Here is a 23,363-nt window from a genome sequence, read left to right as displayed (position 1 = left end):
ACGACAGGGCCTACCCCTCCATGCACCAGGCGCCGCACTCTTCCTGGGTACCGGGGAAGAGTTCAATGCGGAGGTCGCCGCCGTCCTGGATGACGTAGGTGGGACCGGTCCGGTAGGTCCAGCCGAGGGGGAGGAGGTAGTAGCGGCCGTTGCGTTCGATGAGGCGGCGGAGGCCGGTGTAGCGGTACCGGTAGTGGGCTTTGGCCCCCAGGTCCTTCACCTCCAGGCCGGGCCCGGCCAGGCTGAGGCGGTCGGTACTCAGGAGGACGACGGCGGGGTGGCGGTCGAGGTTGGCGGCGGTCTGCCGGGCCTCCTGCTCGCCCAGTGCACCGATGGCCAGGCTGAGCCCCCACATCACCAGCAGACCGGCTGTGAAGACCGGTACCGCCCGGCTCCACGTTCTGGACAGGGCTGCGGCGTCCCCGTCCGTGGCCCGGCTTTGGGCCCATGTGCTCTGGCCGAGGAGTACGCCGACCCCCAGCAGGAGTGGGGCTACCCATCTGACGGCACCGAGCCAGGGCCAGAGGAGCAGGAGGGCAAGGCTGGAGCCGACAATGTAGAGGTGTGCCCTGGCGACGGCTCGCAGAGCGCTCTCCAGTGTGCGTCTGAGGCGTTCCTGGCCGTCCTCGTCGGTGTCCGGTTGCGTGGTGGGGGCGGGGGCCGTAGCCAGGTGACGGGCTATCAGGACGGCGAGGACGCAGACGATCGCCGTCGGGGCGGTGACGACATTCAGGCTCTGCATCGCCATCTCCGCGAAGCCGAGGCCGAGGCTGAAGGCGTCCAGGCGGAAGTAGCCGTAGTAGGCCGTCATATAGACCGCACCCAGGAAGTACATGATGGCCACGAGGAAGGATGCCTGGGCGACGACGATGCCGAGGAGGCCAGCCGCCGTACGCTCCTCACCGGCCGGTGCGGACGACGCTACGGGTGGCCCGGAGGGCGGGCGCGCCGGATGGCCGCTCATGTGCCGGACGGGGACGGACAAGTCTCGCTCGGCGAAGGGGTGTCCTCCGGGGATGCCGAGCCCGTTGCTTCGGACGACGCGGACGGGGACGGCGAGCCGTCAGGGGGCGGGCAGGTCTCGTCGCCCCGTCCGCCTTCGCCACCCTCGGAGGACGTGCCACCCTCCGTGCCGCCGCCCGGATCCACGCCGCCGCCCGCCGGCGGTCTGCCGTGCCCCTTGGGCGGTACCTTGTACGGCGGCACAGGGTCCCCGCCGTAACTGGGTCCGCCGTAACTGGGTCCGCCATGGCTGGTGTTGCCATGGCTGGTGTCGCCGTCGGTGGGGTCATCCCCCTGCGCACCGCCCCCGGACGAACCTTCGCCCTGCGTACCTCCCAGCGTCCCGCCGGACTCCACGCCACCCACTGCCTCACCAGCCGTCGGGGAGGAGTCGGAGGATGCCGTCGGCCGTACGGATCCGGATCCCCCGGAACCACCGTGTGCGCAACCTGACGCGACGATGAGCGCTCCGGCGGCAGCGACAACGCGTAAGAGATATCTGGTCTTGTATGTCTCTCGGTATCCCATGCGCGGTCAGCTCCCCCTCCCCTACTGGGTGCATAGAGGACAACGCCCGCCGGCTGGTCCCGGTTCCGGTGGATCAGGTGAAGGGCTGGGTCTCAACCCTTCACACAGATGACCTGCTTGAGCTTGGCGACAACCTCGACCAGGTCCCGCTGCTGGTCGATGACCTTCTCGATCGGCTTGTAGGCACCCGGGATCTCGTCCACCACACCGGAGTCCTTACGGCACTCCACACCCCGTGTCTGGTCCTCCAGGTCCTGGGTGGAGAACCGCTTCTTGGCGGCGTTCCGGCTCATCTTGCGGCCGGCCCCGTGGGAGGCGGAGTTGAAGGACGCGGCGTTGCCCAGCCCCCTGACGATGTACGAGCCGGTGCCCATCGAGCCCGGAATGATGCCGTACTCGCCGCTGCCCGCCCGGATCGCGCCCTTACGGGTCACCAGCAGATCCATGCCGTCGTACCGCTCCTCCGCCACATAGTTGTGGTGGCAGGAGATCACCGGCTCGAACGTCGGCTTCGCCTTCTTGAACTCCTTGCGGACGACGTCCTGGAAGAGCGCCATCATCACGGCCCGGTTGTGCTTGGCGTACTCCTGCGCCCAGAACAGGTCGTTGCGGTACGCCGCCATCGGCGGGGTGTCCGCGATGAAGACGGCGAGATCGCGGTCGACCAGGCCCTGGTTGTGCGGCAGCTTCTGCGCCTGTCCCATGTGGAACTCGGCGAGCTCCTTGCCGATGTTCCGGGAGCCGGAGTGCAGCATCAGCCACACCGCGCCGGTGTCGTCGAGGCAGAACTCGATGAAGTGGTTGCCGCTTCCCAGCGAACCCATCTGCTTCGTGGCGCGTTCCTGACGGAACTTGACCGCATCAGCCACCCCGTCGAACCGCGACCAGAAGTCGCCCCACCCCGCCGTCGGGTAGCCGTGCAGCCGTCCCGGGTCGACCGGATCGTCGTGCATCCCGCGCCCCACCGGAATCGCCTGCTCGATCTTCGAGCGGAGCCGGGAGAGATCACCGGGCAGGTCATCGGCGGTGAGCGAGGTCTTCACCGCGCTCATCCCGCAGCCGATGTCCACCCCGACCGCCGCCGGGCAGACCGCGCCGTGCATGGCGATCACCGAGCCGACGGTGGCGCCCTTGCCGTAATGGACATCCGGCATCACGGCCAGACCCTTGATCCACGGCAGGGTGGCGACATTGCGCAGCTGCTGCATCGCGACCCCCTCGACCGTGGCCGGATCCGTCCACATCCGGATCGGTACCTGGGCACCGGGCACCTCGACGTACGGCATAACTTCCTCATTCCCCCGAACTTATGAAAAACGCAAAAGCCGGACAATTTATCTGATCTTGGACGGCGAACCGGCGTTTGCGGCAAGACGTGCGATAGACATTGTGTCCATCGGCCGCCGACCGGCGGCAACCGCATTTCGTAGGGGAAGGAGCCGCGAGCGATGCCACGGAAACCGTTCGTACCCGGTGCCGCACTGGTGGTGGCCGCGGCGCTGGCCGCAGGCCTCACCGGCTGCAGCGGCGACTCCAGCCCCGAGGGCGGCGCCGCCGACGCCAAGAGCGGCGACGCCTCCTCCTCCAGCCAGGCCGCCGAGCCCGGCCGCTACCAGACCCTCCCGGAGGCCTGCGGCCTGCCCTCACGCAAGGCCCTCCGCAGCATGCTCCCCGGCGACGGCCAGGACCTGTCGGACGCCGAGGCCCGGAAGATCTACGGCGGCGTGGCCGACATCACCTACGACACCGACCGCCGGGTCGGCTGCCGCTGGACCCGCGAGACCACCGCGGGCACCCGCCACCTGGGCCTGGACATCCAGCGCGTGGTCTCGTACGACGCCGCCACCAGCGATGAGGACAAGGCGCAGGGGATCTACGACAAGAAGAAGCTGGCCGCGCAGATACCGTCCGGCGGCGCCGGCTCCCCCTCGCCCGCCGCCCCGTCCCCGTCGTCCACCCCCAAGGGCAAGGACAAGGGCGAAGGAACCGCCACGAACAACGCGAAGGAAAAGGACGCCACGGGCGGGAGCGCCGCAGGCGAGAGCACCCCGGGCGGGAGCGCCGCCGAGAAGTCGGGCAAGGCCCCGTCCGGCAGCCCCTCGCAGGCATCCGACCCCAGTGCGGACCCCAGCACGGAGCCGAGCACGGACCCCGGCGGCTCCACCGCCCCGCGCGTCCTGGACGACCTCGGCGACGCGGCGTTCCTCAATGACAAATTGGTCACAGCGGACTCCGGCGTGCACCGCGATGTCACTGTGGTCTTTCGCACGTCGAACGTCATCGTGCAGCTCACTTACGACCAGTGGTCCACGGACAAGTCGATGTTGCCGGACAGCCAGGAACTGCAGGACAAGGCCCGTTCCCTGGCCACCGAGCTCTCCGACAGCCTCAGCGAATAGCCCGGATGGGGCCTCTTGCCCGAGTCGCCGGACAAGAGGTGGAAACGCCCGATGTAAGTGTTGCGCTCATCGACATGAATCGGTCACCCACCTCGCCGCGCCGCGTACCGTGCCGTCTAGCCCTGCCCCGTACGCGAGGCGGGGCGGGCCCCACGGCCACCACCACGGCCGCGCCCGCCGACCGCCGACCCGGCGGACCGGCCCGACGACGAACAGCGAAGGAACCATGCACCGTTCAGCCAAGCGTCTCGCCAGCCTCCTCACCTGCGCAGCAGTACCGGTGCTGCTCGTCGCCGGCTGCTCCGGCTCGGAGAGCGACAGCTCCGGTGACGCCTCCTCCTCCGCCTCCAAGAGCGCGGCCAAGCCCTCGCCGACCGTCGCGCCCGCCAAGTACAAGACGCTGCCGAACCCGTGCGAGCTGTTCTCCAAGGACAGCATCAAGAAGATGCTGCCCAAGGTGAAGGAGGCCGCCGGGGACCGGGGCAAGTCCTCGGACAACGCCTCCCACGGCACCTGTTCCTGGACCAGCGCGGACGAGAAGGGCGTCGACGGCACCCAGTGGCGCTGGCTGGACACCAGCCTGCAGCGCTACGACTCCGACCCGGGCGTCGGCAGCGGCGAAAAGCGCGCCACGGACTTCTACACCAAGCAGATATCCGAGGCGAAGGCCACCAAGGGCGCCAAGAAGCTCGCGACCGTCCAGACCTCCGGCACCGGCGACGAGGCCACCGCGATCACCTACGACGTGAAGCGGGACGGCACCAACTTCAAGAACACCACCGTCGTCGCCCGCGCCTCCAACATCGTCGTGTCGATCAACTACAACGGCGCGGGCCTGGCGGGTGCGGACGCCCCCAAGACCGCCGACCTGCTCAAGCAGGTACAGGCCGCCGCCAAGGAGGCGGTCACCGCCGCCACCAAGGCCAACGGCTGACCCCACCGACGCCGCCCGGAGAGGGCCCGCACCGTGGACGGTGCGGGCCCTCTCGTGCCCCGGCTCCGCCTCTCCGCCCCTACCGGAACTTCGCCCACCGGTAGGCATGTGCCAGGCTGTCGCCCGCAACAGACCGACTGGGAGGGGTCCTCGGGTGGCCGCGCCACTGAAGCTGACACGCACACACCGGATACTCATCGGAGTGGTCATCGCCGGCGCGGTGGTGATCGCCGGCATCGGCTTCGCCGGCTCCTACGCGGCCGTGCGGGAACTGGCCCTCAAGAAGGGCTTCGGCACCTTCGCCTACTTCTTCCCCCTCGGCATCGACGCGGGCATCTGTGTCCTGCTCGCGCTGGATCTGCTGCTGACCTGGATCCGCATGCCGTTCCCGCTGCTGCGGCAGACGGCCTGGCTGCTGACGGTCGCCACGGTGGCGTTCAACGCCGCGGCCGCGTCCGACCCCCTGGGCATGGGCATGCACGCCGTCATCCCGGTGCTGTTCGTCGTCACCGTCGAGGCCGCCCGGCACGCCGTCGGGCGGATCGCCGACATCACGGCGGACAAGCACATGGAGGGTGTGCGGATCACGCGCTGGCTGCTGGCGCCCGTCCCCACGTTCCTGTTGTGGCGGCGGATGAAGCTGTGGGAACTGCGGTCGTACGACGCGGTGATCAAGCTGGAGCAGGAACGGCTCGTGTACCAGGCACGCCTGCGGTCGCGGTTCGGACGGGGCTGGCGCCGTAAGGCTCCCGTGGAGTCCCTGATGCCGCTGCGGCTCGCCCGGTTCGGGGTGCCGCTGGCGGAGACCGCTCCCGCGGGGCTGGCCGCCGCGGGCATCGAACCGCAGCTGCTCCCGGCGCCCCCGCGGGCCGCGACACGCGCCGTGGAGCCGAAGGCCCAGGAGCATGCCGAGCCCCAGGAGCCGGCCGGCACCCAGGCGCCGGTCGAGGCCCACGATCCGGCCGTGGCCCACGATCCGGCGGGAGCCGAGGACCTGCCGAACCAGTGGTTCGCGGCGCCGCAGCAGGTGACCTACCAGGGTGACTACGACCCGACGTTCGTCCCGGAGCAGGAGCCCCAGCCCCCTCACGACGCACAGCAGCAGGCCCCCGTACCGCCGCCGCGCGCCCCGGAGCCCGGCCCCCAGGTCCCGGTGCCGAACGGCGCGGGCGGAACGCGCCCGCTCGGCACCGGGACCCCGGAGGCGGCCCCGCAGCCCGCTCCGGCACAGGCGCAGGCACCGGCCGCAACCCCGACCGACGAGGACCTGTACCAGGTGTTCCGCCACTCGATAGAGGGCGAAGGCATGCCCACACCGGGCGCGTTCGCGGCCAACCTGGATGCCCAGTACGGGATGCGCCTGCGGTCACGGGAGTTGAACCGCTACATGGACCAGTTCAGCGACCGCCTCAACGCGGAAATGATGGACGAGCACATCGCCTGACCCCAGGCCGGATCCGTACGGCAACGGGCCCTGGGCCGCTAGACCGCCCCGGCCCCCGTCTGGTCCTTCAGCCGCTTCGCCTTGCGCTTCTTGTCGGCGTCCCCCCAGACGGCCAGTGCCGCACCGGCCGCGAAGAGCCCGACATAGGCGGCCGACGGCAGATCGAACCAGTGGGGCAGCAATCCCCAGGCCCGGTCGAAGAAGACCTGCCCGACGAATCCCATCACGCCCTGGATCATGATGATGAAACCTAAGATTCCCCTCATGGCTCCAGCGTGAAGGGTCCGGCCCCGGGAATCGTCATTCCCGGGGCCGAACCCTTCTCGTCCCGCTGTCGTCCGTCGGTCGGAGACCACCCCTAGGTGTCTACGACTCCCCGACGACGACACTCCGCCGGCCCGTCAGTCACTGCCGGCCCGTCAGCCACCCGGTCCGTCAGCCCCCGACGACGTCCGTCAGCCGCCAACGGAAGCCCGTCGGCCACGAAGCCCGGTCAGCCACCGAGCAGCTTGCGCACCCGGTCCGCCCCCACGGCCAGCAGCAGCGTGGGCAGCCGCGGCCCGGTGTCCCGGCCGACCAGCAGGTTGTAGAGCAGGGCGAAGAAGGCGCGCTGGGCGACCTTCAGCTCCGGCGTCGGCTTGGCGTCCGGCTCCAGGCCCGCCTGCACCTTCGGAACGCCGTAGACCAGGGTGGTCAGACCGTCCAGCGACCAGTGCTCGTCCAGGCCGTCGAGCAGCAGCCGCAGCGAGCCCTGGGCCTGCTCGTCGAGCGTGCCGAGCAGCTTCGCATCGGGCTCGTCGCGGACGATGGTGCGCTGCTCGGCCGGGACCTGCGTGTTGATCCAGTACTCGGCCTTGGCGAGCCGCGGCCGGGTCTCGTCCAGCGAGGTGACCGGGTTGTCCGGGTCCAGTTCGCCGAGGATCCGGAGCGTCTGCTCGTCGTGGCCCGCGGTGATGTCCGCGACCGAGGCGAGCGTGCGGTACGGCAGCGGCCGCGGCGTGCGCGGCAGCTCACCGGCGGCGGTGCGGGCCGCACGGGCATAGGCGGCGGCGTCAGCCGGCAGCGCGGTGCCGTCGGCGACCTTGGCCTCCAGCTTGTCCCACTCGTCGTAGAGCCGCTGGATCTCCTGGTCGAAGGCGATCTTGAAGGACTGGTTGGGCTTGCGGCGCGCGTACAGCCAGCGCAGCAGCGGCGCCTCCATGATCTTCAGCGCGTCACCCGGCGTCGGCACCCCGCCCCGCGACGACGACATCTTGGCCATGCCGCTGATGCCGACGAAGGCGTACATGGGGCCGATGGGCTGGTCGCCGCCGAAGATCTGCCGGACGATCTGGCCGCCGACGACGAAGGACGAGCCCGGCGAGGAGTGGTCGACACCGGACGGCTCGAAGATCACGCCCTCGTAGGCCCACCGCATCGGCCAGTCGACCTTCCAGACCAGCTTGCCGCGGTTGAACTCGCTCAGCCGGACCGTTTCGCCGAAGCCGCACTCCGTGCAGGTGTAGGACAGCTCGGTGGTCTCGTCGTCGTACGAGGTGACCGTGGTCAGGTCCTTCTCGCACTGCCCGCAGTAGGGCTTGTACGGGAAGTAGCCGGCCGAGCCGCCGCTGCCGTCGTCCTCGGCGGCCGCGCCCGAGCCCTCGGCGGCCTCCAGCTCGGCCTCGTCGACCGGCTTCTGCGACTTCTTGGCCGGCGCCTTCTTCGTGCGGTACTGGCCGAGGATCGCGTCGATGTCCGCGCGGTGCTTCATCGCGTGCAGGATCTGCTCGCGGTAGGCACCGGCGGTGTACTGCGCGGTCTGGCTGATGCCGTCGTACTCGACGCCCAGCTCGGCCAGCGCCTCGCTCATGGCGGCCTTGAAGTGCTCCGCCCAGTTCGGGTACGCCGAACCGGCCGGGGCCGGCACCGCGGTCAGCGGCTTGCCGATGTGCTCGGCCCAGGAGTCGTCGACCCCCGGCACGCCGTTGGGGACCTTGCGGTAGCGGTCGTAGTCGTCCCAGGAGATGAGGTGACGGACCTCGTAGCCGCGGCGGCGGATCTCGTCGGCGACGAGGTGCGGGGTCATGACCTCGCGGAGGTTGCCGAGGTGGATAGGGCCGGACGGGCTCAGGCCCGAGGCGCAGACGACTGGTTTGCCCGGGGCGCGGCGCTCCGCCTCGGCAATGACCTCGTCCGCGAACCTGGAGACCCAGTCGGTCTCGGTGCTCTGCTGAGCCACGATCGGCCCTTCCTCTTCCTGGTGCTTCCTGATTGCGCCGTCTTGCGCGTGCGACGCACAAATGCCTGACGGTGCCCATTGTCCCAGACGGAAAATCAGTGGTACTGCCGTGGGATACTCGTTGGCAAACCCTTTCCGCCCCCATTCCGCTCCGACGACACCTCCTCACCTCCCTCCGGAAGAGAGCTCTTCTCCATGGCCTCGGTCACTCCCCTCGCAGCTTCGGTTCACCAGCGCGTCGCGGACGCCCTCTCGGCGGCCCTGCCGGAGGCCGGCGCCGCGGACCCGCTGCTGCGACGGAGCGACCGGGCGGATTTCCAGGCCAACGGCATGCTGGCGCTGGCCAAGAAGCTCAAGGGCAATCCGCGGGAGCTGGCGACCAAGGTCGTCGAGGAGATCGGCGAGAGCGACCTCCTCCAGGAGATCGAGGTCTCCGGCCCCGGCTTCCTCAACATCACGATCGCCGACCGGGCGATCACCGAGACGCTGGCCGCCCGCGCCGACGACGACCGGCTCGGCGTTCCGCTCAAGGATCAGCCCGGCGTCACGGTCATCGACTACGCCCAGCCGAACGTCGCCAAGGAGATGCACGTCGGGCACCTGCGCTCGGCGGTCATCGGCGACGCCCTGCGCCACATCCTGGACTTCACCGGTGAGCAGACCATCGGCCGGCACCACATCGGCGACTGGGGCACCCAGTTCGGCATGCTCATCCAGTACCTGATCGAGAACCCCGGCGAGCTGGCCCCGGCGGCCGACGTCGACGGCGAGCAGGCGATGAGCAACCTCAACCGCGTCTACAAGGCCTCGCGCGCCGTCTTCGACTCCGACGAGCAGTTCAAGGAGCGGGCCCGCAAGCGGGTCGTGGCGCTCCAGTCCGGCGACGCGGAGACCCTTGACCTGTGGCAGCGGTTCGTGGACGAGTCGAAGGTCTACTTCTACTCGGTCTTCGAGAAGCTGGACATGGAGATCCGCGACGACGAGATCGTCGGCGAGTCCGCGTACAACGACATGATGGCCGAGACGGCGCGGCTGCTGGAGGAGTCGGGTGTCGCCGTCCGCTCCGAGGGCGCGCTGGTGGTCTTCTTCGACGAGATCCGCGGCAAGGACGACCAGCCGGTGCCGCTGATCGTGCAGAAGGCGGACGGCGGCTTCGGCTACGCGGCCTCCGATCTCTCCGCGATCCGCAACCGCGTCTTCGACCTGAAGGCGACGACGCTCCTGTACGTCGTCGACGTCCGCCAGTCGCTGCACTTCCGGATGGTCTTCGAGACGGCCCGCCGGGCGGGCTGGCTGAGCGACGACGTCACCGCGCACAACATGGGCTACGGCACGGTCCTCGGTGCGGACGGCAAGCCGTTCAAGACCCGTGCGGGCGAGACCGTACGCCTGGAGGACCTGCTCGACGAGGCCGCCGAGCGGGCGACCACGGTGGTGCGCGAGAAGGGCGCGGCGGTCGGTCTGACCGAGCAGGAGATCACCGAGAACGGTGCGCAGGTGGGCATCGGCGCGGTGAAGTACGCCGACCTGTCGACATCGCCGAGCCGCGACTACAAGTTCGACCTGGACCAGATGGTCTCGCTCAACGGTGACACCTCGGTGTACCTCCAGTACGCCTACGCCCGGATCCGGTCGATCTTCCGCAAGGCCGGTGACGCGACCCCCGCGGCGCACCCGGAGCTGCCGCTGGCCCCGGCCGAGCGGGCGCTGGGCCTGCACCTCGACCAGTTCGGCGAGACCGTCGCCGAGGCCGCCGCGTCGTACGAGCCGCACAAGCTCGCCGCGTACCTCTACGGCCTCGCCTCGCTCTTCACGACCTTCTACGACCAGTGCCCGGTCCTGAAGGCCGAGGGTGGCCCGGACCAGATCGCGAACCGGCTGTTCCTGTGCGAGCTGACCGCCCGCACCCTCCACCAGGGCATGGCGCTGCTCGGCATCCGGACGCCCGAGCGGCTCTGACCCGAGCGACTCTGACCCGAGCGGTTCCGGCCTGAGCGGTTCCGGCCCGAGCGGCTCTGCGTGGTCCGCGTCGTCCGGCCGACGGCGGGGTCCCGTGATCGCTTACTCTCCAGCCACTGCGGCCCCGTACACCCGACCCCCGTACCCGAGGTCGGGTACGGGGCCGTTCCGGTCTCCAGGGGAGGGCAAACAGCCATGCACCACGTACCACGCACGACCGATCAGCCGGCCGCACCCGCGCCCACACCCGCGCCCGCCGCCCCGGCCCGGCGTGCCGCGCTGGGCACCGGAGCCGGACTGCTGGCGGCAGGTCTCCTGGCGTCCGCCACCCCGCCCGCGGCCGCCGCACCGCCCCGCACCGCCGCCGATCCGCACCGGACGCTGCGCCGCCTGGAACACGAACACCGGGCACGCGTCGGCGCGTTCGCCCACAACCTCGCCACCGGCGCGAGGGTCGCCTACCGCGCCCACACCCGCGTCCCCCTCTGCTCGGTCTTCAAGACCCTCGCCGTAGGCGCGGTGCTGCGCGACCTCGACCACCACGGCGAGACACTGGCCCGCCGCATCCACTACACCCGCGCCGACCTCGTCGACAATTCCCCCGTCACCGGCGCGCACCTGGCCACCGGCATGACGGTCGCCGACCTGTGCGCCGCCGCCCTCCAGCGCAGCGACAACACGGCCGCCAACCTCCTGCTCCGCGAGCTCGGCGGGCCGGCCGCCGTCACCGCCTTCGCCCGTTCCCTCGGCGACCGCACCACCCGCCTCGACCGCTGGGAGACGGAGTTGAACTCGGCCGAGCCCGGGCGCAGGACCGACACCACCAGCCCCGCCGCCATCGCCCACACCTACACCCGGCTGCTCGTGGGCGACGCGCTCACGCCCGCGGACCGGGCCCGGCTGACGGCATGGATGAAGGCCAACGAGACCAACACGGACCGCTTCCGCGCCGCGCTGCCCGAGGACTGGGCCCTCGCCGACAAGACGGGCACCGGCTCGTACGGCACCGGCAACGACGTGGGCGTCGCCTGGACCCCGGACGGCACCCCGGTCGTGCTGGCCGTGCTGACGGGCAAGCCGGAGCAGGCCGCGTCCGCCGACGATGCGCTGATCGCGGACGTGACAAAGGTGCTCGCGCGGGCCGTGGCGGGCTGAGCGGACCGGGCGGCCGGGCGGTTCAGGGGGCGGGGGCGGAGGGGCCAGGGTTCAGGGGCCGCGGTTCAGGAACGGCGCCTCAGTGCTGCCAGGGCTTGCGTACCGCGTCCTTGACCTTCTCGCTCGCGTCCAGCCCGTGGCCCGCGGTCTTCTCGGCCTTGCCCTCGGCCTCCAGCTTGCGGTTGTGCGTGGCCCGGCCGACGACTTCCTTCATGGCGCCGATGACCTGCGCGCCCTTGGCCTGCATCTTGCGCTTGGCAGTCATGGTTACCCGCTCCTCGGTCGGTCGGGGCCTTCCCTGACACCCGGCGCGTGCCCGGCAGGCGCCGGACAAAACGTCGCGCCCACGACAAAGCTCCCGCCCCCGCGGTCCGGGGGCAGGAGCTTCGGCAACGGCAGACACAGCCGGCAGAGCCGATACCGCCGGCCGGGGCGGCTCACAGCCCCCGCGCGACCTCCGTCGCCCAGTACGTCAGGATCATGTCGGCACCGGCCCGCTTGATGCCGGTCAAGGCCTCCAGGATCGCCTTGTCCCGGTCGATCCAGCCCTTCTCGGCGGCCGCCTCGATCATCGCGTACTCACCGGAGATCTGGTACGCGGCCACCGGCACGTCCACCGTGTCCGCGACCTTCGCCAGCACGTCGAGGTACGGCAGCGCCGGCTTGACCATCACCATGTCGGCGCCCTCCTCCAGGTCGAGCGCCAGCTCGCGCATCGACTCACGGAGGTTGGCCGGGTCCTGCTGGTAGGTCTTGCGGTCACCCTGGAGAGAGGATCCGACGGCCTCCCGGAAGGGCCCGTAGAAGGCGGAGGAGTACTTCGCCGTGTAGGCGAGGACCGCCACGTCCTCGTGGGAGGTCTGGTCGAGCGCGTCACGGATGACGCCGACCTGCCCGTCCATCATGCCGCTGGGGGCCACGACATGGACGCCCGCGTCGGCCTGCACCTGCGCCATCTCGGCGTACCGCTCCAGCGTCGCGTCGTTGTCGACCCGGCCCTCGGCATCCAGGACACCGCAGTGCCCGTGATCGGTGTACTCGTCCAGGCACAGGTCCGACATGATCACGAGATCGTCGCCGACCTCGGCCTTCACGTCACGGATGGCGACCTGCAAGATCCCGTCGGGATCGGTGCCCGCCGTACCGGCGCCGTCCTTCTTGGCGTCCTCCGGCACCCCGAACAGCATGATCCCGGCGACCCCCGCCTCGACCGCCTCGACGGCGGCCTTCCGGAGCGTGTCGCGGGTGTGCTGGACGACGCCCGGCATGGCGGAGATCGGCACCGGCTCGGCGATCCCCTCCCGTACGAACGCGGGAAGGATCAGGTCGGCGGGGTGCAGCCGGTGTTCGGCCACCATCCGCCGCATGGCGGGGGTGGTACGCAGCCGCCGGGGCCGCGCACCGGGGAAGCTTCCGTACTTCGTCATACCGCCCACGCTACGCCCGCTTTGCCCCTGCCTTTGCCGACGCATCGTCGGCAGTCCCGGCCCCTCCGCCGCCCCCGTTCAGGCCGCCGCGGCGGGATCTCCGACCGCCCGCTCCCCGGCCACCGCTCCGCCCCGGCAGTCCCGGCAGCGCCCCGGTCCCCGGGCACGGAACGCCCGCTCGCAGCCGTCGCAGGTCTGGAACGGATCCGGCGGCGCGGGCCGACGACGGCCCTCCGCGCCGGGGTCCGGCGGGACCTCGTGGCCCGGTGGGACTTCCCCGCCCGGTGGGACTTCCCCGCCCGCCGGAAGGGGCGGCGGCAGCAGCTCCCGGAGCCGGTGGGCGAGCAGCCCCGCCGGGTTCTTCAGCTCGCACGGCAGGCCCGCGGTCAGCGTGCGCCGCACGGCCGCGACGGTCGCCCCGTTCTCGAACCACGCGGCGACGGCGGAGGCGAGGCGGCGCACGTCCCGCCGGGAGAGCGTGAGCCGGTCATCGGTACGGCGCAGGTCCGCGAGCAGGGCGACGGCGCCGGCGTGGTGCTCACCGGCGGGCGCTTCCGCGGCGGGGGGCGGGGCCTGCTGCGGGGCGGGCGGCTCGGCCGGAGCGGGCGACAACGGAGCGTCGGCCCCTGCCGCCGGGACCTCCGTATGGGCGCCCGGAGCACTGTGGGCGTAAGTACGGGTGATCACCCGGCCGTCCGGAGTCCGCTCCCGCACCCGCTCGACATAGCCATGGGCCTCCAACTCCCGCAGCGCGAAGGCGATCCGGTCCCGCCCCTCGGGAAAGCGAGCCGCGAGCGTACGGATATCGACCGACGCGCCCTCGGGCAGCGACAGGATGTGGGTGCCCACCCCGATCGCGGTCAGGGAGAGATCGCTGTGCTGAGCGAGGTGATTGCCGATGATCGTGTACCGGTCCGGCTGGTACTGCCGGATATGCGTCACCCCACTGTGGGTGGCACTTCGCCGAACACGGCTATACGGGCGCGCGGCGGCGCTAGGCTTCTGTTCAGCCATCGGGAAGGTCCGTCTTCCTCTGGTGGTCAGGCCCTCGCACTGGGATTGCCGTCCCGGCGGGGGCCGTCGCATGTCTGCGGTGGTCAGGCCCGAGCCTGCCCACCCAAGTCATCGCCGCGCCAGCCGAGTTGCGCTAGTTCACCCCCATGGGTGACGTACACGGGGTTTGGCGGGTTGGAGAGGTTCTTTCCCGGGGGTTCTTTGTCTTTGGCCGCCCGCCGCACCGCCGCCCGGCCCACCGGGTCCCGCCTTTCCGGGCTCCGGTAAGACGGTCAGCACCCAGCCACCCGGACGAGGTCCACCTCCGCCCAGACGGTCTTGCACGGCACCGGCCCCTCCTCGACACCCCAGCGGTCCGCCAACTCCTCGACGAGCAGCAGCCCGTGCCCGGACTCGGCCAGGACACCACCGAGGCCCGGCACACGGACGGGCAGCCGGTCACCGCGAGTGTCGGTCACTTCGATACGGAGCGTGGCGGACGGGGCGACGGCGAGAGTGAGCCGGAAACTCCGCCCGGCGACGCGGCCGTGCTGCACCGCGTTCGCCGCCAGCTCGGCGACGAGCAGCCGGGCCTGGTCCAACAGCAGCCCCCACGAAGCAAGTTGCTCCACGGCCAGAATGCGCGCCAGCCGGGCTCCCCGGGGCGTGGCGGAGAGCGGAACGGAGTACCGGGACGCCGGGGCGAGGGCGGTAACGGAAGTGCTGGGTCGAGTAATTCGCTGAGTCACGTCACACAGAGTGGTCGCGCCTATCTGGCCTGAGAAGGACCGGGAGCCGGACAGGCGGCAACTGTCCGGGTTGGTACGGCTCTTGTCCGGGCCGTGCGGCGTAGCGCTCACGGACGGCGCACGTTGAACATGGTCAGCACGACGAAGGGGCGTCAGGCATGAGCGAATGGGATACGGGTCCGGAGGACGAGGAAGCCGGGGCCGTGATGAAAATCGTCGGGCGGCAGCTCAAGCTGTGGCGCGAGGCGGCCGGGCTCACCCAGGCCGAATTCGGGAAAGGGATCGGGTACAGCGAGGAGTCGGTGGCCGCGGTGGAGCGCGGACGCCGGGTTCCCCAGCCGGAGTACCTGGACCTGGCGGACGAGGTACTGGGAGCCGGTGGCCGACTCGCCGCACTGAAGGAGGACGTGGCACTCGTCCGCTACCCGAAGAAGGTCCGGGACCTGACGAAGCTGGAAGCGGCGTCGGTTGAGCTGTGCTGCTACGAGAGCTCCGTCTTCAACGGCCTGCTGCAGACCGAGGAGTACGCACGAGCACTCATCGGCAACCGCCGCCCGTTCTTCACGCCACGCGAGATCGAGGAGCGGGTCGCGGGCCGCATGGCCCGCCAGAAGATCCTGGACAGTTCAGCGACTCCGCCCATCTTCAGCTTTGTTCAGTGCGAGTCGACGCTGCGCCGCCCCCTCGGGGGCAAACCGGTGATGCGCAGGCAGCTCGAACGGTTGCTGGAGGTAGGCCGGTTCCGGAACGTCGACCTCCAGGTGCTCCCACTGGCGCGGGAAGTGAACCCGGGCCTCAGCGGTTCGTTCAGCCTGCGCCGGCTGAAGGGGGGCGAGTGCATCGAGGTCGCCGCCACCCCCGGCACCATCCTCATCCGCGACTCCAAGAACCCCGACGGCCCCCGCCTCACCTTCACCCCCACCACCTGGGCCGGCTTCCTGCCGTACGCATCCGCATCCGCCCCCACGGTTGTGCGCGGCACCGGACAGCACGCCTAGTGCTGTGACCGCGTAGGTTCGCCGGGTTGGTGGTCGTGACGTCCATTCGACCGCTGGAGGTGTGGTGGCTGCGCCTCCGCTCAGGCGGACGGCTCGATCTCCCCCGCAAAGACGATGACCTGGTCGATAAGGCTCCGCCGCAGATGGACGACGTCAGTTCCCGCCAGGCGGGGGCCTCCATCCGGCGTGGTGAAGACCCACTGGTACCGGGCCCACTCGTGAGGCATGTCCACCGCTGAGCAGCGCACCATCGTGCCGGTCCCGGCCGGGTGGCGCCGGATGTCCAGCACGAACCGCTCGACCGCCGCGATTCCTTCGCTGCGACCCAACGGCCCCCAGAAGACCACGTCTGAGGTCAGGGCCTGGGAGAGCAGGGCAGTCACATAGCTGTCGTCCGAGGCGTTGAACGCGGAGATGAACGTGTCGATCGCGGAGCGTGCCGTCTCTTCCTGCATGCCCCAGTAATACCAGCCGTTGCGCGTGCGCTCGTCCCGCGAGCCGCCTTCCGATCACGGTGGACCATCCCGGTCACAGCGCTAGGCGACCTGCGCCTCCAGCGCCGCACGGAGCCAGTCGTCCATGGCGCCGATGGTCGGCTGCCGGTTAGCGGAGGGGAGCTCGCCGACGAGTTGCCAGTAGCGGTCCAGGAGGGGATGCGCGATCCGGCTGAGTTGGGCGCTGAGCTGGCGGCGGAAGGCGGGGGTGTCCCGCGTGTTGCGCAAGCCGGCGTGGGCGGCGACGAAACAGTCGAGGGCTTCGCCCGCCTGCGGGGGCCGCCGGTCCCGTACGTCCGGCGAGGCGAGCGCGCACGCCTCGATCAGCCCTTCATAGAGGACGACCGGACGGCAGGCCTCGTCAGAGGTTCGGGGGGCGAGGCGGCGGACGTCGATGTCGACGACGCGGCGGTCGGTGGCGACGGCGTGAAGCCGGGCGAAGACCAGCACCTGGGACGGGGTCGGGTCGGCGGGGAGCTGCGGCACCGCCGCTTCGAGCAGCGTGGCGAGCAGGCGGGCCGGGAGCCGCGCGGGGAGTACGTGACGCCAGAAGCGGGCCAGGGCGTCCGTGGTGGGCGGGATGCTCACGGCACCGATCAGGCGCAGGCGGTCGGCACGTTCCTCGGGAGTGCAGTCGCGGAGAAGGTGAAGGGCGGCCTCCCGCCAGCGCAGGGCGGACAGTTGCGTGCCGAGTTCGCGGAGCTGCCCCGCGACGGCATCCTCCAGGGCGTCCGGCGCGCCCGGCACGTCCTCCTGGGCGAGGATCCGGTCGACCTGCGGCAGCGGCAGGTCGAGGGTGCGCAGCGAACGGATCAGGCGGAGCCGGTCCAGGGCCTCGGGGCCGTACCGGCGGTGGCCCCCGGCGCTGCGGACGGCCTCGGGCAGCAGTCCGCGGTCCGAGTAGAAGCGCACGGTCTTGACGGTGACACCTGCCTGCGCGGCGAGTTCGCCGATGCCCCACATGCCGTCAGGGGACGCGGACCCGGTCATGCCTTGAACCTCCCTCAGGGGGAGTTCCTACCGTAACGGCATGCGCGGCCGGGTCAACGGGGGCCGACCGCGCGGCCGAGCTGTACGAGGAGGCGTTGATGACGGCGTATGTGCTGGTGGCGGGCGGTCATATGGGCGGCTGGCTGTGGCGGGACGTGGTGGACCGGCTACGGGAGCGGGGAGCCGAGGCCTACGCGGCCACGCTCACGGGCATGGGCGACCGCCGCCATCTGGCGGGCCCGGAAACGGACCTGGAGACGCATATCGAGGATCTGGTACAGCTCATCGATCACTTGGACGCGCCCGAGGTGGTGCTCGTCGCCCACTGTCACGGCAGCTTTCCGGCGCTGGGCGCCGCCGACCGGCGCCCGGAACGGGTCTCCCGGATCGTGTACGTGTCGGCGCCCCTGCCGATGGACGGCTTCTCGGTGCACGGCCTGGTGGACGCGTTCGAGCCCGATCCCGCGGTCCGCGACGGGTGGCGGCAACGGGCCGAACAGGCCGAGGACGGCTGGCGGATCCCCCCGCCGTCACTCGACGGCGTGCAGGCCCAGAACAGCGTCGCGGACGTTCCCGCGGACGCGCTGGCCCGGCTCGTCCGCCTGGCCGCGCCGCAGCCGCTGGGAACGCTCACCCAGCCGCTCCGGCTGTCGGGGGCCGCCGCCGAGCTGCCGATGAGCGGCGTCTTCTGTACCGGCACGGGGATGAACATCGCCATGGTCGAGTCCCTGGTGCGGTCGGGGGAACCGCGCTTCCAGGTGCTCGCCGAGCCTCAGGTGGGCTTCTTCGAACTCGGCACCGGGCACTGGCCGATGCTCTCGGTCCCGGACGAGCTCGCCGGGGTGCTGCTCCGGGCCGCCGCCGGCGAAGGGCAGCGGGTGAGTGCGTAGTCCCGCTCAGCGCGGGCGGCAGCCGTCCGCCCACGCGCGAAGGGCGCCCCCAAAGGGGCGCCCTTCAGCCGTTCCTGCCGCTACCGCTCCGTTCAGCTACGAGCCCGCCGACGCGACCCCGGCCGCCGCTCGCTCGGCCGCGTGACCGGGTCCCCGGCCTCAACGGCGGCATCGCGCCGCGCCGCCCCGAAGTCCGCCAGCGCCTCGGCCAGCTTGTGGACCGACGGCTCGGGCGACATGACGTCCACCCGCAGGCCGTGCTCCTCGGCGGTCTTGGCGGTGGCCGGACCGATACAGGCGATGACCGTCACGTTGTGCGGCTTGCCCGCGATGCCGACCAGGTTCCGCACGGTGCTCGACGACGTGAACAGCACGGCGTCGAAGCCGCCGCCCTTGATGGCCTCCCGCGTCTCGGCCGGCGGGGGCGAGGCGCGCACCGTCCGGTAGGCGGTGACGTCGTCGACCTCCCAGCCCAGCTCGATCAGGCCGGCCACCAGGGTCTCGGTGGCGATGTCGGCGCGCGGCAGGAAGACCCGGTCGATCGGGTCGAAGACCGCGTCGTAGGGCGGCCAGTCCTCCAGCAGACCGGCGGCCGACTGCTCACCGCTCGGCACCAGGTCGGGCTTCACACCGAAGGCGACCAGCGCCTTGGCGGTCTGCTCGCCGACCGCGGCGACCTTGATCCCGGCGAAGGCGCGGGCGTCGAGGCCGTACTCCTCGAACTTCTCCCGGACGGCCTTGACGGCGTTGACCGAGGTGAAGGCGATCCACTCGTAGCGGCCGGTGACCAGGCCCTTGACCGCGCGCTCCATCTGCTGCGGGGTGCGCGGCGGCTCGACGGCGATGGTCGGGACCTCGTGCGGCACCGCGCCGTACGAGACGAGCTGGTCGGAGAGCGAGGCGGCCTGCTCCTTCGTCCGCGGCACGAGCACCCGCCAGCCGAAGAGCGGCTTGGACTCGAACCACGACAGCGGGTCGCGCCGGGCCGCGGCGCTGCGCTCGCCGACCACGGCTATGACCGGCTGGCCGCCGTCCGCCGAGGGCAGCACCTTGGCGGCCTTGAGGACCTGGGCGACCGACCCGAGGGTGGCGGTCCAGGTGCGCTGGCGGGTGGTGGTACCGGCGACGGTGACGGTCATCGGGGTGTCCGGCTTGCGGCCCCCGGACACCAGCTCACCGGCGGCCGCGGCCACCGAGTCAAGGGTGGTGGAGACGACGGCGGTGGCGTCACTGGCACCGACCTCGGACCAGCAGCGCGCATCCGCGCTGCGGGCGTCGACGAAACGCACGTCGGTGCCCTCGGCGTCGCGCAGCGGGACACCGGCGTACGCGGGCACGCCGACGGCCGCGGCGATACCGGGCACCACCTCGAAGACGATGCCCTCGGCGGCGCACGCCAGCATCTCCTCGGCGACATCACCGTCGAGACCGGGGTCCCCGGGGACGGCCCGTACGACCCGCTTGCCCGCACGGGCGGCCGCCATGACAAGATTGGCGGTGTCCCGAAGGGTGTGGACGTCGGCGGGGATTGACGCCTCGTCAGCTGATGCCTGCAGTGGTGTGTCCACCTGTGCGCGGGCATGCACGCGCACGACGTCCAGCACCTGCGGGTCGGCAATGAGTACGTCCGCGGAGGCCAGCGCCTCCACGGCACGCAGCGTCAGCAGACCCGGGTCTCCCGGCCCGGCACCCAGGAAGGTGACCTGACCGGCGGCGGAGTGGTTTGGGGCGGTGGGGTTCAAAGTGCTCGCTCCCCCAAAAGACCGGCCGCACCCTTTGCGAGCATCTCGGCGGCGAGTTCACGACCCATGTTCAGCGGGGTCAACACGTCGTCGGGAGAGGCGGGTACGTGCCCGGTGGTGGACAGTTGCACCAGCGTGCTGCCGTCGGTCGTGCCGACGACACCACGCAGATGCAATTCGGTGACAACCTGCTCGTCGGCCTTGGGGCCTCCCCCGCTCGACCGAAGTCGAGAGTTTGGGGAAAGGTCGGCCAGTGCTCCGACGGGTGCGGAACAGCCGGCCTCCAGGGCGGCGAGCAGGGAACGCTCGGCGGTCACGGCGGCCCGGGTGTCCGGGTCGTCGAGCTCGGCGAGCCGGGCGATGAGGTCCACGTTGACCGCAGCGCACTCAATCGCCAGTGCCCCCTGGCCGGGGGCGGGCAAAACCATGTCGGGCGACAGCAGCTGCGTCGCCTCGTCGATCCGGCCGATCCGGGTGAGTCCGGCGGCGGCCAGTACGACCGCGTCCAGCTCCCCCTTCTCGACGAAGCCGATGCGGGTGTCGATGTTCCCGCGTATCGGCACGGTCTCCACACGCCGGCCCAGCGACCTGGCCCAGGCGTTGAGCTGCGCCATCCGCCGGGGGGAGCCGGTGCCGATACGGGCCACCCGGTCCTCGTCGGCGGTCAGCTGCTCGAAGGTGAGCCCGTCCCTGGCGATCAGCGCGTCCCGGGGGTCTTCCCGTACGGGTATCGCGGCCAGGGCCAGGGTCTCGGGCTGCGTGGTCGGCAGGTCCTTGAGGGAGTGGACGGCGAAGTCGATCTCCCCGGCGAGCAGCGCGTCACGCAGCGCGGAGACGAAGACGCCGGTGCCGCCGATCTGCGCGAGGTGTTCCCGGGAGGTGTCGCCGTAGGTGGTGATCTCCACCAGCTCGACGGGACGGCCCGTCAGCTCGCGGACCGCCTCGGCGATCTGCCCGGACTGGGCCATGGCGAGCTTGCTGCGCCGCGTGCCCAGCCGCAGTGCTCTCGTGGTGCTGTCGGTCATGCCCGCTCCCGTGCATCGTGCCTGTCGGCGCGCGTGTCGGCCCGGCTGACGGCGGCGACCGTCTGGGGGTCGAGGTCGAAGAGTTCCCGCAGGGCGTCCGCGTACCCGGCGCCGCCGGGCTCGCTGGCCAGCTGCTTGACCCGGACGGTGGGCGCGTGCAGGAGTTTGTCGACGACGCGGCGCACGGTCTGGGTGATCTCGGCGCGCTGCTTGTCGTCCAGGTCGGGAAGGCGGCCGTCGAGCCGGGCGATCTCGCCGGCGACGACATCCGCCGCCATGGTGCGCAGGGCGACCACGGTGGGGGTGATGTGCGCGGCCCGCTGGGCGGCGCCGAACGCGGCCACCTCGTCGGAGACGATGCCGCGCACCTTGTCCACGTCGGCCGCCATCGGCGCGTCCGCGGACGCGTCGGCCAGCGATTCGATGTCGACGAGGTGCGCGCCCTCGATCCGGTGGACCGCGGCGTCTATGTCCCGCGGCATCGCGAGGTCGAGCAGCGCCAGCGGCGCTGTGCTGCCCTGGCGCGCGGCCGCGACCATCTCGCCGGCCAGGACCAGACCGGTCGCGCCGGTACAGGAGACCACGATGTCGGCGAGCGCCAGCTCCTGGGGAACGGAGGTCATGGCGGCCGCACGGGCCCGGAGCCCGTTCGCCGCACCGGGTCCGCCCGGCTCGGTGAGGATCTGCACGAGCCGTTCGGCGCGCTCGACGGTGCGGTTGGCGACGGCCAGCTCGCCGACACCGGCCCGGACCAGGGTGGTGGCGGCCAGCGACGACATCGATCCGGCGCCGATGACCAGCGCCCGCTTGCCACGCGCCCAGGCCTCGACGTCCCGGCCGCCCGCGAGCTGCTCCAGCCCGAAGGTGACCAGCGACTGTCCGGCCTTGTCGATACCGGTCTCGCTGTGGGCGCGCTTGCCGACCCGCAGGGCCTGCTGGAACAGGTCGTTCAGCAGCCGTCCCGCGGTGTGCAGTTCCTGGGCGACGGCCAGCGCGTCCTTGATCTGCCCGAGGATCTGGCCCTCGCCCAGGACCATCGAGTCCAGGCCGCAGGCCACCGAGAAGAGGTGGTGGACCGCGCGGTCCTCGTAATGGACGTAGAGATAAGGGGTGAGCTCTTCCAGGCCGGCGCCGCTGTGGCGGGCCAGGAGGGTGGAGAGCTCGGCGACACCGGCGTGGAACTTGTCCACGTCGGCGTAGAGCTCGATGCGGTTGCAGGTGGACAGCACCGCGGACTCGGTGACCGGTTCGGCCGACACCGCGTCCTGCAGCAGCTTGCCGCGCGCCTCGGGGGCGAGCGCGGCCCGCTCCAGCACGCTCACCGGCGCGCTGCGGTGGCTCAGTCCGACGACCAGGAGGGTCATGCCGGCATCACGGCGGGCATGTCCCCGTCAGGTCCCTTGCGGTCACCGGCCACGGCAGCGGCGGCACGGGCGGCCGTGGCCGGGGCGCCGCTCTCGGGCCCGGCCTCCTCGCCCGCCTTGCGCTGCTCGTGGAAGGCGAGGATCTGCAGCTCTATCGACAGGTCGACCTTGCGCACGTCCACCCCGTCGGGGACGGTCAGCACGGTCGGCGCGAAGTTGAGGATCGAGGTGACGCCGGCGGCGACCAGCCGGTCACAGACCTGCTGGGCGGCCCCGGCCGGCGTGGCGATGACACCGATCGACACGCCGTTGCTCTCGATGATGTGCTCCAGCTCGTCGGTGTGCTGGACACCGATGCCCGCGACGGGCTTGCCGGCCATCGCCGGGTCGGCGTCGATCAGCGCGGCGACCCGGAAGCCACGGGAGGCGAAACCGCCGTAGTTGGCGAGCGCGGCGCCGAGGTTACCGATACCGACGATCACAACCGGCCAATCCTGCGTCAGCCCCAGCTCGCGCGAGATCTGGTAGACGAGGTACTCCACGTCGTAGCCGACACCGCGGGTCCCGTAGGAGCCGAGGTACGAGAAGTCCTTGCGCAGCTTGGCGGAGTTGACTCCCGCGGCGGCGGCAAGTTCCTCGGAGGAGACCGTGGGGACCGAACGCTCGGACAGCGCGGTCAGTGCACGCAGATACAGCGGAAGCCGGGCGACGGTGGCCTCGGGAATGCCTCGGCTGCGGGTCGCCGGTCGGTGAGTTCGGCCAGTTGCCACGGTGCTCCTGCGGGTAGAGCGGGGCTGCGGGCGACCGCATGGAACCCGACCGCCCTGTCTTCTGCAGGCTATGTCTTTGTGAACGCGTGCACAAAGATGGTGTCCGGTTTGTCCGCCCAAAGTGACCGGGCTCACGCGCCTATTACAAGCCGCCGCGGAACCAACTCCCACGTCACACCGTTCGCTCGCGCCACCTGCGAAACACGGCAGCACCCACGGGAGCACGCGCCCTCACTCCTCACCGCTATACCCCCGGACACCTACAAATCGCCCATCGATGGT

The 23,363-nt window shown here is 71.1% G+C and carries 21 protein-coding genes; 7 read left to right on the top strand and 14 right to left on the bottom strand.

Going from position 1 to position 23,363, the window contains the following annotated elements; translation table 11 throughout:
- Positions 1 to 10 precede the first annotated feature (10 nt).
- Both ABZ851_RS23330 and ABZ851_RS23325 read right to left on the bottom strand, forming a co-directional pair.
- Positions 11 to 964, bottom strand: a complete 954-nt coding sequence (locus tag ABZ851_RS23330) for a hypothetical protein (RefSeq protein ID WP_361130807.1) — start codon at positions 962 to 964, stop codon at positions 11 to 13.
- Between the two features lie 658 nt (positions 965 to 1,622).
- A complete protein-coding gene (locus tag ABZ851_RS23325; protein WP_361130804.1) occupies positions 1,623 to 2,816 on the bottom strand; it encodes an RtcB family protein in 1,194 nt (397 codons plus the stop codon).
- A gap of 162 nt (positions 2,817 to 2,978) precedes the next feature.
- Here ABZ851_RS23325 and ABZ851_RS23320 point away from each other — a divergent pair, with 162 nt between their 5' ends.
- The 3 genes from ABZ851_RS23320 to ABZ851_RS23310 all read left to right on the top strand — a co-directional run bounded on the left by ABZ851_RS23320 (position 2,979) and on the right by ABZ851_RS23310 (position 6,307).
- Positions 2,979 to 3,929 carry a hypothetical protein gene (locus ABZ851_RS23320; protein WP_361130801.1) on the top strand — a complete coding sequence of 317 codons (951 nt, stop codon included), beginning with the start codon at positions 2,979 to 2,981 and terminating at the stop codon, positions 3,927 to 3,929.
- A 226-nt stretch (positions 3,930 to 4,155) separates the two neighbouring features.
- Complete coding sequence (locus tag ABZ851_RS23315; protein WP_361130798.1) at positions 4,156 to 4,863, top strand: DUF3558 family protein; 708 nt, start codon at positions 4,156 to 4,158, stop codon at positions 4,861 to 4,863.
- Between the two features lie 154 nt (positions 4,864 to 5,017).
- Positions 5,018 to 6,307, top strand: a complete 1,290-nt coding sequence (locus ABZ851_RS23310; protein WP_361130795.1) for a DUF2637 domain-containing protein — start codon at positions 5,018 to 5,020, stop codon at positions 6,305 to 6,307.
- A gap of 38 nt (positions 6,308 to 6,345) precedes the next feature.
- Here ABZ851_RS23310 and ABZ851_RS23305 read toward each other — a convergent pair whose 3' ends face one another.
- Together ABZ851_RS23305 and lysS are read right to left on the bottom strand one after the other, a co-directional pair.
- Positions 6,346 to 6,573, bottom strand: coding sequence for a hypothetical protein (locus ABZ851_RS23305; protein WP_361130792.1), 228 nt, complete (start codon positions 6,571 to 6,573; stop codon positions 6,346 to 6,348).
- 227 nt (positions 6,574 to 6,800) lie between these two features.
- The gene (gene lysS / locus ABZ851_RS23300; RefSeq protein ID WP_361130789.1) at positions 6,801 to 8,525 is read right to left on the bottom strand and encodes a lysine--tRNA ligase; all 1,725 of its coding nucleotides are present in this window, start codon (positions 8,523 to 8,525) and stop codon (positions 6,801 to 6,803) included.
- Positions 8,526 to 8,720: 195 nt separating this feature from the next.
- Here lysS and argS point away from each other — a divergent pair, with 195 nt between their 5' ends.
- Both argS and bla read left to right on the top strand, forming a co-directional pair.
- Positions 8,721 to 10,484 carry an arginine--tRNA ligase gene (gene argS / locus ABZ851_RS23295; protein WP_361130786.1) on the top strand — a complete coding sequence of 588 codons (1,764 nt, stop codon included), beginning with the start codon at positions 8,721 to 8,723 and terminating at the stop codon, positions 10,482 to 10,484.
- Between the two features lie 195 nt (positions 10,485 to 10,679).
- Complete coding sequence (gene bla, locus ABZ851_RS23290; protein WP_361130783.1) at positions 10,680 to 11,639, top strand: class A beta-lactamase; 960 nt, start codon at positions 10,680 to 10,682, stop codon at positions 11,637 to 11,639.
- Positions 11,640 to 11,718: 79 nt separating this feature from the next.
- Here bla and ABZ851_RS23285 read toward each other — a convergent pair whose 3' ends face one another.
- The 4 genes from ABZ851_RS23285 to ABZ851_RS23270 all read right to left on the bottom strand — a co-directional run bounded on the left by ABZ851_RS23285 (position 11,719) and on the right by ABZ851_RS23270 (position 14,808).
- Positions 11,719 to 11,904 carry a CsbD family protein gene (locus tag ABZ851_RS23285; protein WP_244413963.1) on the bottom strand — a complete coding sequence of 62 codons (186 nt, stop codon included), beginning with the start codon at positions 11,902 to 11,904 and terminating at the stop codon, positions 11,719 to 11,721.
- A 172-nt stretch (positions 11,905 to 12,076) separates the two neighbouring features.
- A complete protein-coding gene (gene hemB / locus ABZ851_RS23280) occupies positions 12,077 to 13,066 on the bottom strand; it encodes a porphobilinogen synthase (protein WP_361130780.1) in 990 nt (329 codons plus the stop codon).
- A gap of 78 nt (positions 13,067 to 13,144) precedes the next feature.
- Complete coding sequence (locus ABZ851_RS23275) at positions 13,145 to 14,080, bottom strand: helix-turn-helix domain-containing protein (RefSeq protein WP_361130777.1); 936 nt, start codon at positions 14,078 to 14,080, stop codon at positions 13,145 to 13,147.
- Positions 14,081 to 14,352: 272 nt separating this feature from the next.
- Positions 14,353 to 14,808 (bottom strand): ATP-binding protein, encoded by a 456-nt coding sequence (locus ABZ851_RS23270; protein WP_361130774.1) that lies wholly within the window; start codon positions 14,806 to 14,808, stop codon positions 14,353 to 14,355.
- 158 nt (positions 14,809 to 14,966) lie between these two features.
- Between ABZ851_RS23270 and ABZ851_RS23265 the strand changes: the two genes are divergently transcribed.
- Positions 14,967 to 15,806: a Scr1 family TA system antitoxin-like transcriptional regulator gene (locus ABZ851_RS23265; RefSeq protein WP_361130771.1), complete on the top strand. Its 840-nt coding sequence runs from the start codon at positions 14,967 to 14,969 to the stop codon at positions 15,804 to 15,806.
- 80 nt (positions 15,807 to 15,886) lie between these two features.
- Here the strand turns inward: ABZ851_RS23265 and ABZ851_RS23260 are convergent, their stop codons facing one another.
- A complete protein-coding gene (locus ABZ851_RS23260; protein WP_361130768.1) occupies positions 15,887 to 16,261 on the bottom strand; it encodes a nuclear transport factor 2 family protein in 375 nt (124 codons plus the stop codon).
- 81 nt (positions 16,262 to 16,342) lie between these two features.
- The gene (locus tag ABZ851_RS23255) at positions 16,343 to 17,290 is read right to left on the bottom strand and encodes a MerR family transcriptional regulator (RefSeq protein WP_361130765.1); all 948 of its coding nucleotides are present in this window, start codon (positions 17,288 to 17,290) and stop codon (positions 16,343 to 16,345) included.
- Positions 17,291 to 17,388: 98 nt separating this feature from the next.
- On the opposite strand from ABZ851_RS23255, the gene ABZ851_RS23250 reads away from it, so the two are divergent.
- Positions 17,389 to 18,180, top strand: coding sequence for an alpha/beta fold hydrolase (locus tag ABZ851_RS23250; protein ID WP_361130762.1), 792 nt, complete (start codon positions 17,389 to 17,391; stop codon positions 18,178 to 18,180).
- Positions 18,181 to 18,272: 92 nt separating this feature from the next.
- Here the strand turns inward: ABZ851_RS23250 and ABZ851_RS23245 are convergent, their stop codons facing one another.
- From ABZ851_RS23245 to ABZ851_RS23230, 4 genes are read right to left on the bottom strand one after another with little or no spacing between them, the layout of a single operon-like run.
- Positions 18,273 to 19,922 carry a bifunctional uroporphyrinogen-III C-methyltransferase/uroporphyrinogen-III synthase gene (locus tag ABZ851_RS23245; protein ID WP_361130760.1) on the bottom strand — a complete coding sequence of 550 codons (1,650 nt, stop codon included), beginning with the start codon at positions 19,920 to 19,922 and terminating at the stop codon, positions 18,273 to 18,275.
- A complete protein-coding gene (gene hemC, locus ABZ851_RS23240) occupies positions 19,919 to 20,947 on the bottom strand; it encodes a hydroxymethylbilane synthase (RefSeq protein WP_361130757.1) in 1,029 nt (342 codons plus the stop codon). Before hemC ends, ABZ851_RS23245 begins: the two co-directional genes overlap by 4 nt.
- On the bottom strand, positions 20,944 to 22,311 hold the full coding sequence (locus ABZ851_RS23235; RefSeq protein ID WP_361130754.1) for a glutamyl-tRNA reductase: 1,368 nt from the start codon (positions 22,309 to 22,311) through the stop codon (positions 20,944 to 20,946). The genes hemC and ABZ851_RS23235 overlap by 4 nt, the downstream gene beginning before the upstream one ends.
- Positions 22,308 to 23,081 carry a redox-sensing transcriptional repressor Rex gene (locus ABZ851_RS23230; protein WP_088798522.1) on the bottom strand — a complete coding sequence of 258 codons (774 nt, stop codon included), beginning with the start codon at positions 23,079 to 23,081 and terminating at the stop codon, positions 22,308 to 22,310. Before ABZ851_RS23230 ends, ABZ851_RS23235 begins: the two co-directional genes overlap by 4 nt.
- Positions 23,082 to 23,363 lie beyond the last annotated feature (282 nt).

Origin of the sequence: Streptomyces sp. NPDC047049, assembly GCF_040643995.1 — a bacterium.
In the GTDB taxonomy this organism is placed as follows: Bacteria; Actinomycetota; Actinomycetes; order Streptomycetales; family Streptomycetaceae; genus Streptomyces; species Streptomyces mooreae.
This window is presented reverse-complemented; position numbering and strand designations above follow the sequence as displayed.